Genomic DNA, 17196 nt, shown 5'->3' on the forward strand with positions numbered 1-17196 from the left:
TCAGCGCACCTTCAGGGTCGCGAGACCGATCAGTACGAACACCACGGTCAGGATCCAGAAGCGCACGATCACGCGCGGCTCCGGCCAGCCCTTGAGCTCGAAATGATGATGCAGCGGCGCCATACGGAAGATGCGACGTCCGGTCAGCTTGAACGACGCGACCTGCAGCATCACCGAGAGGGTCTCCAGCACGAAGATGCCACCCATAATCAGCAGGACGATCTCCTGCCGGGTCAGGATCGCCAGCATACCCAGGGCCGCGCCAAGCGCGAGGGCCCCGACATCGCCCATGAAGACCTGGGCCGGGTAGGTGTTGAACCACAGAAACCCGAGACCGGCACCGACCAGGGCCGCGGTAAAGATCACGACCTCGCCGACCCCGGGCACGGCCGGGATGCCGAGATACTCGGCGAACACCGCGTGGCCGGCGGCATAGGCGAACACGCCCAGCGCCCCCGCCACCAGCACCGCCGGCATGATCGCCAGTCCATCCAGCCCATCGGTCAGGTTTACCGCGTTGGAGGCGCCGACGACCACCAGCCAGACCAGCGGAATGAACAGCCAGCCCAGGCTGAACTGGAGATCCTTGAACACCGGCAGGTAGAACGTCGTCTCCACCGGGCTCTGGGCGGTGTACATGATCACCCCGGCGGCAATCAGCGCGAACAGGGTCTGCCACAGAATCTTGGCGCGTGCCGAAAGCCCCTTGCTGTTGCCGTAGCGAAGCTTCAGGTAATCGTCCCAGCCGCCCACAGCCCCGAAGGCCAGCGTCGTCAGCAGGACGATCCAGACGAAGCGGTTGCTGAGGTCGCTCCACAGCAAGGTGGCCACCGCGACCGCAACCAGGATCAGGGCACCGCCCATGGTTGGCGTGCCGGCCTTGCTCAGATGCGATTCCGGCCCGTCGTCGCGGATCTGCTGACCCACCTTGCCAACGGTCAGGCGGCGGATCATCGCCGGACCGATCAGCAGTGCGATGGCCAGCGCCGTGACCACCCCGAGGATGGCGCGGACGGTCAGGTACTGGAAGACCGTGAAACCTGAATGGAACTGGCTCAGGTACTCAGTCAGCGCGTACAGCATTCGCCACCTCCGGCGCCGCCGAGGCCAGATCCAGCCCCTCGATGATCTGTTCCATGTGCTGGCTGCGCGAGCCCTTCACCAGTACGGTCGTACCGGCCGCCAGCAACGGCTCCAGGCGTGCGCGCAACGCTTCATGGTCGGCAAACCACTCGCCGCCTTCGCCAAAGGCATCGGCGCTGTCGCGCGCCGCTGCGCCCAGGGTGAGGCACTGGTCGATGCCCATCGCTCGGGCGAGTCGGCCGGTCTCCCGATGCAGCTCGCCGGCCTCGGCGCCGAGTTCCCCCATGGCCCCCAGGACCAGGATGCGGCGTCCGGGCATCGCGGCCAGCACTTCCAGCCCGGCGCGCAGGGAGTCCGGGTTGGCGTTGTAGCTGTCATCCCATACCCGCGCACCACTGGTGTGCCAGAACTCCTGCAGGCGTCCACGCACCGGCTTCCAGCGCACGAGGCCCTCGACAATCCGGTCGATTCCGATGCCGACCGCGTTCGCCGCCGCGGCGGCGGCGACGGCGTTGGCCGCGAGATGGCGCCCCGGGCCCACCAGACTCAGGTCGCGCCCGGCGCCGAGGATGGCCAGACGCAGCCGGTCCGGGGCCTGCCACATGCCCTCGACCTCGCCGCCACCCTCCAGCGAGAAGCGCTGGCAGTGGTGGTGTGCGTTCAGCGACAGCCAGTAGTCGGCAAACGGATCATCCAGGTTGACGACCGCGGTGCCGCCCTGCGCTGGCAGGCCCGAGTAGATCTCGGCCTTGGCGTGCGCGACGCCCTCGAGGCTGCCAAAGCCCTCCAGATGCGCCCGTCCGGCATTGGTAATCAGGGCCACCTGCGGCTCGACCCAGCGCACCATACGACCGATCTCGCCGGCGTGGTTGGCGCCCAGCTCGATCACCGCGTAATCCACATCCAGCGGCATCGCCAGCAGCGTCAGCGGGGTGCCGATCTCGTTATTCAGGTTGCCCGCGGTGGCATGCACCGAACCCACCCCCTCGAGGATGCAACGCAGCATCTCCTTGGTCGTGGTCTTGCCATTGGAGCCGGTCAGCGCAATCACCCGCGCACGGCTGCGGCGCCGCCACTCGCGGCCCAGCCGCCCCAGGGCTTCGCGGGTATCGGGGACGATGACCTGTGGCAGCGACGTATCCACCGCGCGCTCCACCAGCAGAACGGCCGCCGGCAGGTCTGCCGTCAGCTTGTCGTGGGCATCGAAATTGGGCCCGCGCAGGGCCACAAAAAGGGCCCCCGCCCGCGGTTCACGAGTGTCGGTAAACACCCCCGAAAAGGCTGCGTCCGGCGCGCCCTGCAGTCGGCCCTGAACCGCTGTCGCCAGTTCCTGGCTGGTCATCTGGATCATGTTTCCCCCATGCCCTTCAGGGCGGCGGCCGTTTGCGCGCCCGCTGGCTGCAGCCCCACCCCGGCGCCAACCTGCTCGCGATCACTGAACGGGTAGCGCACGCCGTGGATTTCCTGCGTGGTTTCGTGCCCCTTGCCGGCGATCAGCACCACATCGCCGGCGCCCGCCTCGGCCAGGGCGCTGGCAATCGCGGTGGCGCGATCGCCGATCTCGTGGCACTCCGCGGCGTCGGCACAGCCCGCGAGGATCTCGGCGCGAATCGCGGCAGGATCCTCCCCGCGCGGGTTGTCGTCGGTCACAAACACCACATCCGCCCCGCGGCACGCGGCCGCGCCCATCGCCGGGCGCTTGCCGCGATCACGCTCGCCGCCACAGCCGAACACCACGCTCAGGCGGCCGCGGGTGTGCGCGCGCAGCGCCTTCAGCGCGGACGCCAGCGCCTCCGCGGTATGCGCGTAGTCGACCACCGCCAGGGCGCCGCTGGCCTGGGGAAAACGCTCCATACGCCCGGGCACGCCGCTCAGCTGTGCCATTGCCGCAACGGCGGCGTCGAGGTCGACGCCCAGCGTCCGCAGAGTGGCCAGCGTGGCCAGCAGGTTGGCGACCTGGAATCGCCCGAACAAGGGCGAATGCACGAGCCGGGACTGGTCACCGGTCTCGAGCACGAAGCGTAGGCCCGCGGGCGTGGCCTCGATGCCGTGCGCCCGCAGGTCGGCCTCGGGCCGGCCGTCGGCGCTGTAGGTCAGCGCGCGCACGCCGGGCGGCAGGTCCGCCAGCATCCGGCGTCCAAAGGGATCGTCGAGGTTCAGTACCGCGTCCTGCAGCCCCGGCCAGGCGAACAGCCGCGCCTTGGCGGCGGCATAGGCCTCGCGGGTGCCGTGGAAGTCGAGGTGATCGGAGCTCAGATGGGTCAGCACCGCCACCCGGATCGGGGCCCCGGCGAGGCGACCCTGCGCCAGCCCGTGCGAAGACGCCTCGAGAGTCACCGCGCGACAGCCGGCGTCCGTGAGCGCGGCCAGATGACGCTGCAGGTCGATCACGCCGGGGGTGGTATGACCGGTATCCACCAGGTGCCCGGGACGGCCGACACCCAGGGTGCCCATCAGCCCGGTCGGGCGTCCCAGGTGCTCCAGGGCCAGCGCAATCAGGTGGGTCACCGAGGTCTTGCCATCGGTGCCGGTCACCGCCACCACCGGGTCGGTGGCCGGCCAGGCGCCGTACAGGGCCTGCGCCATCTGCGGCAGGCGGTCGCGCAGGCCCGGCACGCGTACCTGCGGCACGGCCAGGGTCATCTCCGGGTTCGGCGCCTCGTCCCACAGGACGACGCCGGCGCCGCGCGCGGCCGCCTCGGCGGCGTGGGCAAGACCATGCCCCCGGGTCCCGGGCAGCGCGACGAACGCACAGCCGGGGCGCGCCTGGCGGCTGTCCTGGATCAAGTCGCTCACCGGCAGGCGCTCCAGACCGGCGGGGAGCAGCCCGGCCGGGAGGATCTCGCCCAGCAGCGGCGTGTTCGGCACACGGGTATCGCGGGCAGCCATCATGTCGCCCCCTCGCGTTCCGCGGCCAGGCGTACCGGGATCTCCGGCATCGCGTCGGGGCGCACGTTGAACATGCGCAGCGCGGAAGAGATCACGCGCTGGAATACCGGAGCCGCCACGGCGCCGCCGTAATACACGCCGGCGCCCGGCTCGTCGATGACGACGGCCATCACGAACCGCGGATCGGAGGCCGGCGCGAGGCCGACAAAGCTGGAAAAGTAGCGGTCTTCGGTATAGCCGCCGGCTCCGCTCTTGCGACTGGTCCCGGTCTTGCCGGCGACCCGGTAGCCGTCGATCGCGGCCTGGCGGGCGGTACCTTCGGTGCCGATCACGTGTTCCATCATCGCCAGCACCTGGCGGGCCGTCTGCGGCGCCATCACGCGCGCGGGCTCGCGCAGGTCGTCCGCGGTGCGCACCAGGCGCACCGGGATGCGTTCACCGGCATTGGCAAACGCAGTGTACGCGGCGGCCATCTGCAGAACGGACATCGACAGGCCGTAGCCATAACCGAGCGTGGCCTGCTCGACCTCGCGCCAGGTAGTGAAATCACGCAGGCGACCGGTGGCCTCGCCGGGGAAATGCGTGCCCGGCGCCTGCCCGAAGCCGGCCTGATGCAGGGTTTGCCAGAAGCGGTCGGCCGGGGTGTCCAGAGCCAGCTGGGTCGCACCGACGTTGCTGGAGCGGGCGATCAGCGTGGTGAGGTCGATGGTCCCGTAGTCGCGCAGGTCGCGCACGGTCAGGCGGCCGACCCGCATGGTGCCCGGGCCGGTTTCCAGGGTGGCATTCGGATCCACCACCCCGGCATCGAGGGCAGCGGCCACGGTGAATGGCTTCATCACCGACCCCGGCTCCAGAGTATCGGTGACGGCCCGGTTGCGGGCCCGATCGGACCGGATCGCGCCGCGGTTGTTCGGGTTGAACCCAGGCTGGTTGACCAGCGCGAGGACCTCCCCGCTACGCGCGTCCAGCAGAACTGCGGATCCACCGCGCGCGTTGTGCTCGGTCACCGCGGTCTTGAGTTCGCGGTAGGCCAGGTACTGCAGCCGCTGATCCAGGGTCAGGGCCAGCGTGTTGCCGTCCCGGGCCGGGCGGATGCTGGCGACATCGCGAATGGTGCGGCCATGGCGGTCGCGCAGCACACGCTTGGCCCCGGGGTGCCCCGAGAGCCAGTGATCGAAGGCCAGCTCGACGCCCTCCTGGCCCTGATCGTCGATATTGGTGTAGCCCAGCACGTGCGAGGTGGCCTCGCCATGCGGGTAATAGCGCCGGAATTCCCGATTCAGGCCAACCCCCTGCATGCGCAGGGCGGCCACCTGCTCGGCCTGGGCCGGCAGCATGTGGCGACGCAGGTAGATGAACTCGCGCCCGGCGCGGGCCTCGATGCGCTCGGCCAGCCAGTCGGGCTCGACCCCGAGGGCCGCCGCCAGCTCGTCCCAGCGTTCGCGCTGCCCCATCAGGTCCTGCGGATTGGCCCAGGCGGTCTGCACCGGCGCCGAAATCGCCAGCGGTTCGCCATGGCGATCGGTGATCATGCCGCGATGGGCGAATTCGGTCAGGGTCCGCACCTGGCGCTGCTCGCCCTGCTGGGTCAGGAAGTCGCGCTCTAGTACCTGCAGGTCGATCGCGCGCAGCAGCAGCGCGGCGCTTGCGACCGCGAAGACTGCAATGACGACCTTCAGCCGTCCGCCGCTGATCTGCCGCTTCAGCGCGCCCATGTGTCACCTCCGATCACGACGATCCGATCGGAGTCCGGGGGGATCATCCCCAGGTGCTCGCGCGCCTGTTCCTCCACCCGGCCCTGAGTGGCCCAGGTGGACTGCTCGATCTGCAGCTGAGTCCAGTCGAGGTTGAGGACGTCGCGCTGCGCCAGCGCCTGCTGCTGGTCAATGAAGGCCTGGCGCGCCTCGTGCTTGGCCGCCACCACGCCAATCGCGGAGGCGAACACGCCGGTCGCCAGTGCCACCGCCAGGAGCCCGCGCGCGACCATCAGAGCCGCTCCCCGATGCGCAGCACCGCGGAACGCGAACGCGGATTGCGGCGCTGTTCATCGCGGTCGGCGTGAATCGGCTTGCCCACCGGGCGCAGCTTGCGCTCCGGTTCCTCCGGCATCACCGGCAGACCGCGCGGCAGACGCACGTCCGCAACCGGCTTGCGCAGGGCCTGCTTGACCATGCGGTCTTCCAGCGAGTGGAAGCTGATGACGACCAGACGCGCGCCCGGCGCCAGCACGTCGGGGATCGTGGCCAGCCACTGCTCCAGCTCGGCCAGTTCCTGGTTCACGAAGATGCGCAGGGCCTGAAAACTGCGAGTGGCCGGATGCTTGCCGGGTTCGCGCCGGGGGACGGCCCGGCTGACGAGCTCGGCCAGCTCCCCCGTACGCGTGATCGGGGCCTCGCGGCGCGCCTCCACAATCGCCCGCGCGATACGCCGCGAATGACGCTCCTCGCCATAGCGATAGATCACGTCGGCGATCTCGGTCTCGTCGGCACGGGCCAGCCAGTCCGCCGCGCTCTCGCCGCAGGTGGGGTCCATGCGCATGTCCAGCGGACCATCGTGCTGGAAGCTGAAACCGCGCTCGGGGGTGTCCAGCTGCGGGGAGGACACGCCCAGATCGAGGAATACCCCGTCCACCGGGCGGCCGGGAAAGCGGCGACACAGGGTGGCGGCCATGGTCGAAAAGGGTGCCGGCTCGAACGCAAAACGGGGGTCGTCGGCCAAGTCCGCAGCGGCTGCGGCGGCCTCCGGGTCGCGATCCATCGCCAGCAGGCGCCCCTCCGGACCCAGACGCTCGAGGATGGCGCGGCTGTGTCCACCGCGGCCGAAGGTGCCGTCGACGTACAACCCGTCAGCACGCACGGCCAGGCCCTCCAGCACCGCGTCGCGCAGCACCGGGATATGGGAGACGGCTTCCATGTCCGTCACAACGCGATGGACTCGAGCGCTTCGTCATCCACGTCACCCCCCAGCACCTGGGCACAGGTTTCTTCCCAGGTGGCTTCGTCCCAGATCTCGAACTTCTTGCCCTGGCCCAGCAGGACGACCCGCTTTTCCAGGCCGGCATACCGCCGCAGGGGCGTCGGCAGCAGCAAACGGCCACTGCCATCGAGTTCGCATTCGGTGGCGTGACCCACCAGCAGGCGCTGCAGGTTGCGCACCTTGGGATTCATGTTGGGGCGGGACATCAGGTTCTGCTCGATGCGCTCCCATTCCGGAAACGGGTAGAGGAGCAGGCAGCGGGATGGATCAACGGTAATCACCAGCTGGCTGTTGCAGCTCATAGCGAGGTCGTCGCGATACCGCGCCGGCATGGCCAGGCGGCCCTTCGCATCCAGATTGAGCTGGCTGACGCCTCGAAACATGATTGATAGCGGCGGTTACCCACCTTTCCCCACTTTGCCCCACTTTTCGACACTATAGGTACGGGCATCCTCCAGAGTCAAGAAAATCGACCCCGAAAAACAAAAAATAAGCGTTGAATCACAGAGACTTAGCGCGACCGACGCGAAGGCGCCGAACGAGCTGGAAGAAGGGTATTAAAAGCCTCGCGTTGAGGCCCAAACTTCATGCATCACTTTACAAGTTTTCCGCAGACACAGCGGGACCGGCCCGAGCCGGCACGGCGGCGGGAGACTCGCAGGTGGGAAAAAGTGGGAGCCGGCCGTAAGCCGGGTTCTGTCGTGGACAGTCATTCATCTGGGACGTCCGTCACCGGACGCCTCGAGCAGCCTACCCGGGTGCGATGCGGGCCACACCATGCACCCCTATTTGGCCTTGCTCCGGACGGGGTTTACCCTGCCACGGACTGTTACCAGCCGTGCGGTGCGCTCTTACCGCACCATTTCACCCTTACCTGTGCCATCGGCGAACCGGGGCCATCGGCGGTGTATTTTCTGCGGCACTTTCCGTCGGCTCGCGCCGCCCAGGTGTTACCTGGCGTCCTGCCCTGCGGAGCCCGGACTTTCCTCCACACCCAAGGGTGCAGCGACTGCCTGGCCGACTCCCGCGCTCCTTGTACGCCGCCCCGCCCGCGAACGCAAGACGTGGCCAGGTCCTGACGAACAAGGGCCTGACCCGCCATCAGGCGCACGGATCAAGGTCAACAGCGATTCACAGGAAGGTTTGAAGATCGGAAGGAAATCAACTGGACTCCAAACACCGTGATCCGGGCGATACGACAACAACCAGCCACCCTTCCCAACAATGATTTTCTTCCCATCTTCTACCCTTCCTGTCGACCGCTCTTGCCGTTGCCCTTTCGGTGGCTGAACAACAGGCCTAGCGTTTGGCGTCCTTGAGTGCCAGGGCGCGGGCGTAGACGCGATTGCGTGGCAGATCCGTGGCATCGGAGAGCAGGCGCGCGGCCCGCTTCAGGGGGAGCTCCTGCATCAGCGCCACCAGCAGGCGCTCATGCTCGGACGCCAGCGGCTCGTCGGCCTCGCCGCCCGTTTCCGGGGCCGGGGCTGGCCCCAGGATCAGGACAAACTCGCCGCGCGTGCGGTTGGCATCCGCATCCAGCCAGGCCGGGAGGTCCGCAGCGGAGCCCCGGTAATGCTCCTCGAACTGCTTGGTCAGCTCGCGCGCCAGAAAAACCTCGCGCGCAGGCGCCAGCCCGGCGAGGTCCCCGGCCGCAGCGCGGATACGATGAGAGGACTCGAATACGATCGTAGTGACCGGCTGGGCCAGAAGCATCTCCAGCTGGCGCAGACGGGCCCCGGCCGCATGCGGCAGAAAGCCCTCGAAACAGAAACGGTCCGACGGCAGCCCGGCCACCGCGAGCGCGGCCAGGGGGGCGCTGGCCCCCGGCACCGCCCGCACCGGCAACCCCGCCTCGCGCGCGGCGCGCACCAGCCGAAACCCCGGATCGGACACCAGCGGGGTGCCGGCATCCGAGATCAGGGCGACCGACTCCCCCGCCTGCAGGGCCTGCAGGAGTATCGGGACGCGCTCGGACTCGTTGTGCTCGTGCAGACTAACGAGCGAGGCGCGAATACCCAGGTGCGCCAGCAACCCGGCGCTGTGTCGCGTATCCTCGGCCGCGATGCGCGCCACCTGCCCTAGGACCTCGCCGGCCCGGGGGCTCAGATCCCCGAGATTGCCGATCGGGGTGGCAACCACCCACAACGTGCCGCAGTTCGTTGACACGGCCTGATGCGCTTTCAATACTGACTCCTCATTCGCCAGGGAAACCTCGTGACCACCATCGTGCCCCGACCTCACCAACGCGCCGGCAGCGCCCGGCTCTCGCCCCGTCTTGCCCTGCTGCTGCTCACCACGATCATTGTGGCGGGCTGCGCGACCCCGCGTCCGGACCCGACTCCGGAGCCCGAGCCCGTTGAGCGCGAGGACCTGGTCGAGCTGCCGCCCGAGGTACGCGCCAGTCTGCTGCTCAGCGAGGCCCGTGCGCGACCGGAACCGGAGACCGTTCGCGAGGCCGTCGCGGCCGTCCTGGCGCTGGCAGCCCCCAGCGCGGACCAGCTGGAACGGGCCGACCGCCTCTGGAGCGAGCTGCCCGACGCCGAGCGCGAGCCGCAGGCAACCCGTCTGCTTGGCGCCCGCCTGGCCGCCGAGCGGCGCGACTGGGAACAGGCCCGTGAACGCCTGGGCGCGGATGACCCGGACGATCCGACCCGCACCCCCGAGGTCTATCGCCAGGGACTTTCCCTGCATGCCCGCCTGCTGGAACACGAAGGCCAATGGTATCAGGCCCTGGACAGCCGCCTGCGGCTGGACGGCCAGCTGATCATGGAACCGGGCCTGCACGGCGAAAACCAGCAGCGCATCTGGGGGCTGCTGGCGGCGCTGCGCCCGGCCCAGCGGGAACAGGTACTTGGTAACCACCCGCCGGACGGCGACGCCTGGGTACGCCTGTTCATCGCACTGCGCAATGCCGGCTCGCCAGAAGAAGCCCGCCAGGCCGCCGCACAGTGGCGCGAGCGCAACCCTTCGCACCCGGCCAACAGCCTGCTCCCGGACCTGCTGGCCAGCTTTCCGCTGGGCGCCGACAGCGGCGGCGACACCCTCGTGCTGCTACCGCTGTCCGGCGACCTCGCCGAGCTCGGCAATGCGGTGCTGGACGGGATCACCCGCGCCTATTACGCCGAGGGCAGCGGCAACGGTCGCCTGATCGTGCGCGATACCCGCGGGGAACCCGACGCCGCAGCCGCGCTGTACCGGCGTGGGGTCGAATCGGGGGTTGCCCGCATCATCGGCCCGCTGCGCCGCGAGTCGGTTCAGCAGGTGGCGGCCAGCGAACAGACGCGCCCCACCGTCCTGCTCAACCGTACCGACGTCCGTGCGCATGACAATGTCTCCACGCTGGCGCTGAATCCGGAAGAGGATGCACGCGCCGTGGCCGATCGCGCGGCCCGCGCCGGCTGGAACCACGCGCTGGTGATCCTGCCCGAAGGAACCTTCGGCGACCGCGTCGCGCAGGCCCACCAGGCAGCACTCGCGGAGCTGGAGCTGCAGGCGCGCGCCGTGGTCCGCGTGCAGCCCACCGCGGACGACCTCAATGCCACTATCGGGAATGCCGTTGGCATCCCGCAGAGCGAGGCCCGGATCCGCGACGTTGCGCGCCGCACCGGGCTGGAGCTGGAGGCCGACCCGCAGGTACGGGCTGACGTTGACCATCTGTTCGTGGCCGGTGCCGCAGGCCAGGTGCGACGGATCGTGCCGCACCTGCATTTTCACCGCGCCACCCAGCTCCCGATCATGGCGACCTCCCATGTCTACGCCGGGTACCCGGATCCACGGCGCGACGCGGATCTGAACGGCATCGTATTCCCGGACGCCCCGCGCCTGTTCGACAGCATCCGCCCGCTCGGCGAGATGGGGGAGGAGCCCCTCACCGAGGAACTGCCCCGGTTCGTGGCACTGGGCATGGACGCGCTGCGCCTGAGCCTGCGCCAGGACGCCGTGCGCGCAGCACCTCATCACCAGTTGCCGGGCGGCACCGGGACCTGGGGACTGAACCCCCTGAGCCACGAATGGGTGCGCGAGCCCGCCTGGGCGCGCTTCGAGCGCGGCGAGGCCCAGCGGATCGACCGGCCCGCGAGCGCCGGGGACACCTGACATGTTCCGCCCCGGCGCGGCCGGCCAGGCCGCCGAGCAACTCGCGGCGGACTACCTGGAGGCCCAGGGTCTGCACCTGCGCGCCCGCAACGTCCGCCGCCCCTACGGCGAACTGGACCTCGTCGCACTGGAGGGCGAGACCCTGGTGTTGGTGGAGGTGCGCAAGCGCAGTCACCCGGGCTTTGGTGGCGGCGCGGAAAGCATCGACCGGCGCAAGCAGGATCGGCTGCTGCGAGTAGCGGAGGCCTATCTGCAGGAAAGTCGCTGGACCGGGCCGGTGCGGTTCGACGTCGTGACCCTGGACGGGGCCAACCGCATCGAGTGGCTGCAGGACGCGATCCAGGGCCACGCCACGTGAGGCGGGCGGTATGACTCCACTGCAACGCGAGCTGGAACGCCTGCTGCCCGCTGGCGACTATCTGGTCGACCCGGCGGACTGCTGGACCTACGGGGCCGACAACTCCAAGCTGCATGCGGTGCCGGAGGCCGTGGCGTTTCCGCGCGATGCCGCCACGGTGCGCGAACTGGTGCGCCTGTGCCGAAGGCTCGGCACCGCCCTGACCAGCCGCGGCCGCGGCACCGGAACCACCGGCGCCGCGGTCCCGGACCATGGCGGCCTGGTCGTCTCCTTCGAGCACATGAACCGAATCCTTGACGTGGACCCGGCCAACCGCTGGCTGATTGCGGAACCCGGAGTGACCAACGGGGCGATCCAGGAGGCTGCGGGACGGGAGGGCTTCTTCTGGCCACCGGATCCGACCAGCAGTGCCTATTGCACGCTCGGTGGCAACCTGGCCTATAACTCGGCCGGGCCGCATGCGGTCAAGTACGGCACACCACGAGACAACACGCTAGGCCTGGCCGCGGTGGCCGGCACCGGCGAGGCCTTTCGTACCGGGGTTCACACTACGAAGGGCGTGGTCGGGTACGACCTCACACGCTTGCTGATCGGTTCCGAAGGCACGCTTGCGGTGATCACCGAGGCGACCCTGCGCCTGACCCCCAGGCCCGAGGCCACACGCCTGATCCAGGCGGTCTATCGAGACGTGGACGCCGCCGCACGCGCGGTGTCGCGCCTGATGGCGCGCGCGGAGGTGCCCTCGGCGCTCGAGTTCATGGACCACTCGGCCATTGCGATGATCCGCGACTATGCGTCCGACTGCCCGCTGCCGGCGGATGCCGGGGCCATCCTGATGATCGAGACCGACGGCACCGAGGCGGGCATCGCCGCGACCACGACCGGCGTGCGCCGCGCGGCAGAGGGCGAGGGTTGCCTGCAGACCGTCAGTGCCGACACCCCGGAGGCGGCGCAGGCGCTGTGGGCCGTGCGCAAGGCGCTCTCGCCGGCGCTGCGCACGGTGGCGCCGAAAAAGATCAACGAGGACGTAGTGGTCCCGGTGTCACGCATCCCGGACCTGATCGCCGGCCTCGACCGCCTGGCGGCGGAGCATGCGATCCGGATCGTGAATTTCGGCCATGCCGGCAACGGCAATATCCACGTCAACCTGCTGGTGAACCCGGATGACCCGCAGGAGCTCGCGGCCGCCGAGCGCTGCCTGGACGCGGTATTCACACTGGTACTGGGGCTGGGTGGCACGCTGTCCGGCGAACACGGCATCGGCCTGGTGAAGCGTGCCTTCGTGGGACGGGAGGTCGATCCCGTGGCGCTGGCACTGATGGCCGGGATCAAGCGGCACTTTGATCCCGACAATATCCTGAACCCCGGCAAGGCGCCGGGCCCGGACCTGGCCGACCCTACTTGACGACCTTCAGTGCTGGGCCCTTGCGCCGGGCGGCCGGCTTGTCCCCTTCCTGACCGGAACCCGCATCGGACCCCTTGGGACCCGGGTCGTCCGGCCCATCGCCGCCGGGGCCGTCTTCCGGACCGGGTCCCGGCTCGCTGCCGAACATCATCCCCTGCCCGTTCTCGCGGGCATAGATGGCCAGCACCGCGGTCATCGGCACGTACACGTCCATCGGATTACCGGCGAATCGGGCCGAGAAGGCCACCGCATCGTCCCCGATGTTCAGCGCCTGCACGGCCGACGGGCCAACATTCAGCGTGATCTTGCCCTGTTCGACGAATGCCGCGGGCACCACCACGCCATCCAGCGTAGCGTCGACCAGGATATGCGGCGTGAAGCCGTTATCCGTGACCCACTCCCACAGTGCCCGGAGCAGATAGGGGCGCGACGAAGTCACAGGCGCAGCTCGCGCTCGGCCTCGGTCAGACTCAACTGGAACGACTCACGCTTGCACACGCGGTCGGCGTAGTCCTGGATGGCCTGCGGCAGCGATCCGAGATCGATGCCGACCACCGGAAGGCGCCACATCACAGGGGCGATCGCGCAGTCGACGATGGAGAACTCGTCGCTCAGGAAATACGGCTTGAGCTCGAAGATTTCGGCCGAACTGACCAGGCTCTCGCGCAGGATCTTGCGTGCCTTGGTCAACGCATTGCCCGAGGCCTGATAAACGGCGTCCAGTCCCTCATACCAGTCGCGCTCGACGCGATAAAGCGCCAGCCGCGCGGCCGCGCGGGAGACCGGATCCACCGGCATCAGCGGCGGATGCGGAAAACGCTCGTCCAGGTACTCGGTGATCACGTGGGTTCCGTACAGCGCCAGGTCCCGATCCACCAGGGTCGGCACCTCGTTGTAGGGATTGAGATCGGAGAGGTCCTCGGGGAGCTCGTCCGGCCCGAGGTTGACGACATCCACCGCGATGTCCTTCTCGGCGAGGATGATACGCACGCGGTGACAGCGCACGCAGTCGTGAGCGGAAAACAGGGTCATTACGGAACGACGATTGGCGACCAGCGCCATGGCTTTCTCCCTAGGGAAACACTGATTGATGTACACGCTCGCGCTCGAGTCGCTTTTGCGTGCGAACAAGGCGCGGTGACTGCCGTGCAGTCATTCTGCACAAAGGAGGCGCAACGCCGTTCCCACGCAAAAGCGGCCGAGCCCCTTGGGGTTGGTACCCCAGGTTCCCCGATCCTGCGTTGCGGCCCTTGCCGGTAGAACCACTACCGGCTGCGCACCGCGCCTTGTCTCGGAAAACCTGGGGTACCAACGCGAGTGTGTACATTAATCAGCGTTTCCCTACCCCGGTCGGGCACGAGGCCACGCCGGGCAGACGGTCAATAACACCGGCGCGGGGTCATCCCTGGCCTCGCGCCGGCGACGGTTCAGGCCGCCTAGTGTACGTCTTTCCAGTACTCCTTTTTCAAGAAGTAGGCAAGGATCGTGAAGATCCCGAGGAAAATCAGGACGTACAGGCCGATCCGCTGGCGCTCGAGCTGCATCGGCTCACCCATGTAGGAGAGGTAAGTCACGATGTCGCGCACGGCCCGGTCATATTCGCTCGAGGTCATCTTGCCCGAGCGGACCAGTTCCAGGCGTTCGTTGCCGTCCTCATCGACGACCTTCTCCTGCCAGCCCTGCAGCTCCCACAGCACGTGCGGCATGCCGACGTTGCTGAATACGGTGTTGTTCGCGCCCAGCGGACGCGAATCATCCACGTAGAAGCTCTTCAGGAAGGTGTAGACCCAGTCCTCGCCGTTGATGCGGGTGGTCATGGTCAGGTCCGGCGGGACGACACCAAAGGCCTCTTCGCCGTAGGCCTCGCTCATCGCGTTCTTCATCAGCGAGCCGACACCGACCGGATCGCCGGCTTCGTCGGTAATGAAGATGAAGTTGTCTTCCATCTGCTGGTCGGTCAGGCCGATATCGCGCGCCACGCGGTTGTAGCGCATGTACTCGGTGCTGTGGCAGCCCATGCAGTAGTTCATGAACAGGTTGGCACCGCGCTGCAACGAGGCCTCGTTGGTCACGTCGATGTTGGCCTTCTGCAGGTCACCGCTACCCCCGGCCGCGGAAGCGGCCGGGACAGTGAACAGGGCCGCAGCGGCCAGGAACGTAGTTGCAATCAGCGTTTTCATTACGAAGTCACCCTTTCCGGAACGGCACGGTCACGGCCCAGGCCACGCGCAAAGGCGGGGGCCACCATGGTCACGAACAGATACACGGTCGGAATCAGCCAGGACCACATGATCAGACTCGCGTCACTCGGATCGAAACGCAGGATGTCGTAGATCGTGTAGATACCCACCACCACGGCGAATGCGATCAGGCTGAAGGCGACGGAGCGCTCCTTGCTGAGGAACCACAGCAGGAAGAAGAACCCGAAGTAGACCGTGGACCAGCGCAGGCTCATTTCGCTGACCTCGGTGGTGGCCTGCTGCAGACCCAGCCAGCCGAGGATCACGAAGGCAACCACGAACACGCCGAGGTTGAACTTGGCCGCGAACGAGCGGTAGCGCATCGAAAGAACCGGGTTACGGTCCAGCCACGGGATGAAGAACAGCATCACCACCGCGAGACCCATGGCGACCACACCCAGGAACGGATCCGGAACGGAACGCAGCACGGAGTACATCGAGGTGAAGTACCACACGGGCGGAATCAGGTCCGGGGTCACCAGCGGGTCGGCCGGGATCATGTTGTCCGGCTTCAGGAACAGGCCACCACCGGTCGGGAAGAAGAACATGATCACGGCGAAGACCATCAGGAACACGCCGACGCCGACCAGATCCTTCACGGAGTAGTACGGGTGGAACGGGATACCATCCTTCGGGATGCCGTTCTCGTCCTTGTTTTCCTTGATGTTGATGCCGTCGGGGTTGTTGGAACCCACTTCGTGCAGAGCAATGATGTGTGCGGCCACCAGCAGGATCAGCACCAGCGGCAGCGCGATCACGTGCAGCGCGAAGAAGCGCGTCAGCGTGGCGTCGGACAGCAGGAAGTCACCGCGAATCCAGGTCACCAGGTCCGGCCCGATGTACGGGATGGTCTGGAACAGGTTCACGATCACCTGTGCGCCCCAGTAGGACATCTGGCCCCACGGCAGCAGGTAGCCGGCAAAGGCTTCGGCCATCAGCACCAGATAGATCAGCACACCGAAGATCCAGATCAGCTCGCGCGGCTTCTTGTAGGAGCCGTACATCAGCGCCCGGAACATGTGCAGATAGACGACCACGAAGAACATCGAGGCGCCAGTGGAGTGCATGTAGCGGATCAGCCAGCCCCACTCCACATCACGCATGATGTATTCGACCGAAGCGAACGCAAGATCCGCATCGGGCTTGTAGAACATGGTCAGGAAAATGCCGGAGACGATCTGGATGACCAGCACCAGCAGGGCAAGGGAGCCGAAGAAATACCAGAAGTTGAAGTTCTTCGGCGCGTAATACTGGGCCAGATGCTCGTTCCACATCTGGGAGAGCGGAAAGCGGGCATCGACCCAGCCCAGCACGCCGCCCTGGATCTTGGTATCAGGATTGCTGGCCATTAGATCGCCTCCCCGTCTTCGTCTTCGCCAATGACAAGCAAGGTGTCGGTGCGGTACATATGGCGCGGCACCACCAGGTTGGTGGCCGCCGGCATGTTGCGGTACACGCGCCCGGCCAGGTCAAAGCGCGAGCCGTGGCAACCGCACAGCCAGCCGCCCTGCCAGTCGGAACCCATCTCGGGGTCGCCGATCTCGGGACGGTAGCTCGGCGAGCAGCCCAGGTGGGTGCAGATTCCAATCACGACCAGGATTTCCGGCTCGCGCGAACGGTATTCGTTTTGCGCGTATGCCGGCTGCTGACTCTCAACCTCGGAATCCGGGTCACGCAGACGATCAGCCACCTCGGACAAACCGGCGATCATCTCGTCAGTGCGTCGCACCACCCAGATCGGCTGACCGCGCCATTCGACGCTGACACGCTGACCCGGCTCGACAGCGGACACGTCGAACTCGACAGGGGCCCCGGCTGCCTGAGCGCGTGCGCTGGGCTGCAAGGACGCCAGGAACGGGGCCGCAACAGCGGCGACCCCGGCTCCGCCTACGACGGATGTCGCGGCGACGAGGAACCGGCGACGGCCTCGGTTTACGCCTTGGTTTGCCATGTTTGTCTCTCCAAACAACGTGTTGAAATCGTGGTACCGCGACCGCACAACGAAAGCGCAGCCGGCACGCGAAGGCCCGCGGCGTCCGCGCGGAGCCCCATCTGGGCGAGCTGTAAAATCCGATAGAATTCCCGAACACGCTAATAAGGTCAAGTAGATTGGTGCCTTAAGACCGAGCATTGCACTCGGACTCGAACCC

The 17196-nt window shown here is 67.6% G+C and carries 16 protein-coding genes and 1 other RNA gene; 3 read left to right on the forward strand and 14 right to left on the reverse strand.

The window, feature by feature from the left end:
- The 9 genes from mraY to rsmI form a co-directional block, all read right to left on the reverse strand.
- Entirely contained in the window at positions 1-1083 is a 1083-nt protein-coding gene (gene mraY / locus D000_RS0108315; protein ID WP_018873071.1) for a phospho-N-acetylmuramoyl-pentapeptide-transferase, read from the reverse strand.
- Positions 1064-2434, reverse strand: coding sequence for a UDP-N-acetylmuramoyl-tripeptide--D-alanyl-D-alanine ligase (gene murF, locus D000_RS0108320; protein WP_018873072.1), 1371 nt, complete (start codon positions 2432-2434; stop codon positions 1064-1066). The genes mraY and murF overlap by 20 nt, the downstream gene beginning before the upstream one ends.
- On the reverse strand, positions 2431-3975 hold the full coding sequence (locus tag D000_RS0108325; protein ID WP_018873073.1) for a UDP-N-acetylmuramoyl-L-alanyl-D-glutamate--2,6-diaminopimelate ligase: 1545 nt from the start codon (positions 3973-3975) through the stop codon (positions 2431-2433). The genes murF and D000_RS0108325 overlap by 4 nt, the downstream gene beginning before the upstream one ends.
- On the reverse strand, positions 3972-5687 hold the full coding sequence (locus tag D000_RS0108330) for a penicillin-binding protein 2 (protein WP_018873074.1): 1716 nt from the start codon (positions 5685-5687) through the stop codon (positions 3972-3974). The genes D000_RS0108325 and D000_RS0108330 overlap by 4 nt, the downstream gene beginning before the upstream one ends.
- Positions 5675-5959, reverse strand: a complete 285-nt coding sequence (gene ftsL / locus D000_RS0108335; RefSeq protein WP_018873075.1) for a cell division protein FtsL — start codon at positions 5957-5959, stop codon at positions 5675-5677. The genes D000_RS0108330 and ftsL overlap by 13 nt, the downstream gene beginning before the upstream one ends.
- Positions 5959-6885, reverse strand: coding sequence for a 16S rRNA (cytosine(1402)-N(4))-methyltransferase RsmH (gene rsmH / locus D000_RS0108340; protein ID WP_018873076.1), 927 nt, complete (start codon positions 6883-6885; stop codon positions 5959-5961). Before rsmH ends, ftsL begins: the two co-directional genes overlap by 1 nt.
- A 5-nt stretch (positions 6886-6890) precedes the next feature.
- Positions 6891-7331, reverse strand: a complete 441-nt coding sequence (gene mraZ / locus D000_RS0108345; protein ID WP_018873077.1) for a division/cell wall cluster transcriptional repressor MraZ — start codon at positions 7329-7331, stop codon at positions 6891-6893.
- A gap of 287 nt (positions 7332-7618) precedes the next feature.
- An RNA gene (rnpB, locus tag D000_RS13610) (RNase P RNA component class A) lies at positions 7619-7973 on the reverse strand.
- 274 nt (positions 7974-8247) lie between these two features.
- A complete protein-coding gene (gene rsmI, locus D000_RS0108350) occupies positions 8248-9093 on the reverse strand; it encodes a 16S rRNA (cytidine(1402)-2'-O)-methyltransferase (RefSeq protein WP_018873078.1) in 846 nt (281 codons plus the stop codon).
- A gap of 69 nt (positions 9094-9162) precedes the next feature.
- On the opposite strand from rsmI, the gene D000_RS0108355 reads away from it, so the two are divergent.
- From D000_RS0108355 to D000_RS0108365, 3 genes are read left to right on the forward strand one after another with little or no spacing between them, the layout of a single operon-like run.
- Positions 9163-11043 carry a penicillin-binding protein activator gene (locus D000_RS0108355; RefSeq protein ID WP_018873079.1) on the forward strand — a complete coding sequence of 627 codons (1881 nt, stop codon included), beginning with the start codon at positions 9163-9165 and terminating at the stop codon, positions 11041-11043.
- Between the two features lies 1 nt (position 11044).
- A complete protein-coding gene (locus tag D000_RS0108360) occupies positions 11045-11401 on the forward strand; it encodes a YraN family protein (protein WP_018873080.1) in 357 nt (118 codons plus the stop codon).
- 10 nt (positions 11402-11411) lie between these two features.
- A complete protein-coding gene (locus D000_RS0108365) occupies positions 11412-12806 on the forward strand; it encodes an FAD-binding oxidoreductase (protein WP_018873081.1) in 1395 nt (464 codons plus the stop codon).
- On the opposite strand, the gene D000_RS0108370 is transcribed toward D000_RS0108365, so the two are convergent.
- From D000_RS0108370 to petA, 5 genes are all read right to left on the reverse strand, one after another.
- Positions 12799-13245 carry a ClpXP protease specificity-enhancing factor gene (locus D000_RS0108370; RefSeq protein ID WP_018873082.1) on the reverse strand — a complete coding sequence of 149 codons (447 nt, stop codon included), beginning with the start codon at positions 13243-13245 and terminating at the stop codon, positions 12799-12801. The two genes, D000_RS0108365 and D000_RS0108370, sit on opposite strands and share 8 nt — an antisense overlap.
- Positions 13242-13868 (reverse strand): glutathione S-transferase N-terminal domain-containing protein, encoded by a 627-nt coding sequence (locus D000_RS0108375; protein WP_018873083.1) that lies wholly within the window; start codon positions 13866-13868, stop codon positions 13242-13244. The genes D000_RS0108370 and D000_RS0108375 overlap by 4 nt, the downstream gene beginning before the upstream one ends.
- Positions 13869-14242: 374 nt before the next feature.
- Positions 14243-14986: a cytochrome c1 gene (locus D000_RS0108380; protein WP_018873084.1), complete on the reverse strand. Its 744-nt coding sequence runs from the start codon at positions 14984-14986 to the stop codon at positions 14243-14245.
- A complete protein-coding gene (locus D000_RS0108385; RefSeq protein ID WP_018873085.1) occupies positions 14986-16395 on the reverse strand; it encodes a cytochrome b N-terminal domain-containing protein in 1410 nt (469 codons plus the stop codon). Before D000_RS0108385 ends, D000_RS0108380 begins: the two co-directional genes overlap by 1 nt.
- Positions 16395-16997 carry a ubiquinol-cytochrome c reductase iron-sulfur subunit gene (gene petA, locus D000_RS0108390; protein ID WP_026279863.1) on the reverse strand — a complete coding sequence of 201 codons (603 nt, stop codon included), beginning with the start codon at positions 16995-16997 and terminating at the stop codon, positions 16395-16397. Before petA ends, D000_RS0108385 begins: the two co-directional genes overlap by 1 nt.
- Positions 16998-17196 lie beyond the last annotated feature (199 nt).

The organism is Thioalkalivibrio sp. ALJ16 (genome assembly GCF_000377345.1).
In the GTDB taxonomy this organism is placed as follows: Bacteria; Pseudomonadota; Gammaproteobacteria; order Ectothiorhodospirales; family Ectothiorhodospiraceae; genus Thioalkalivibrio.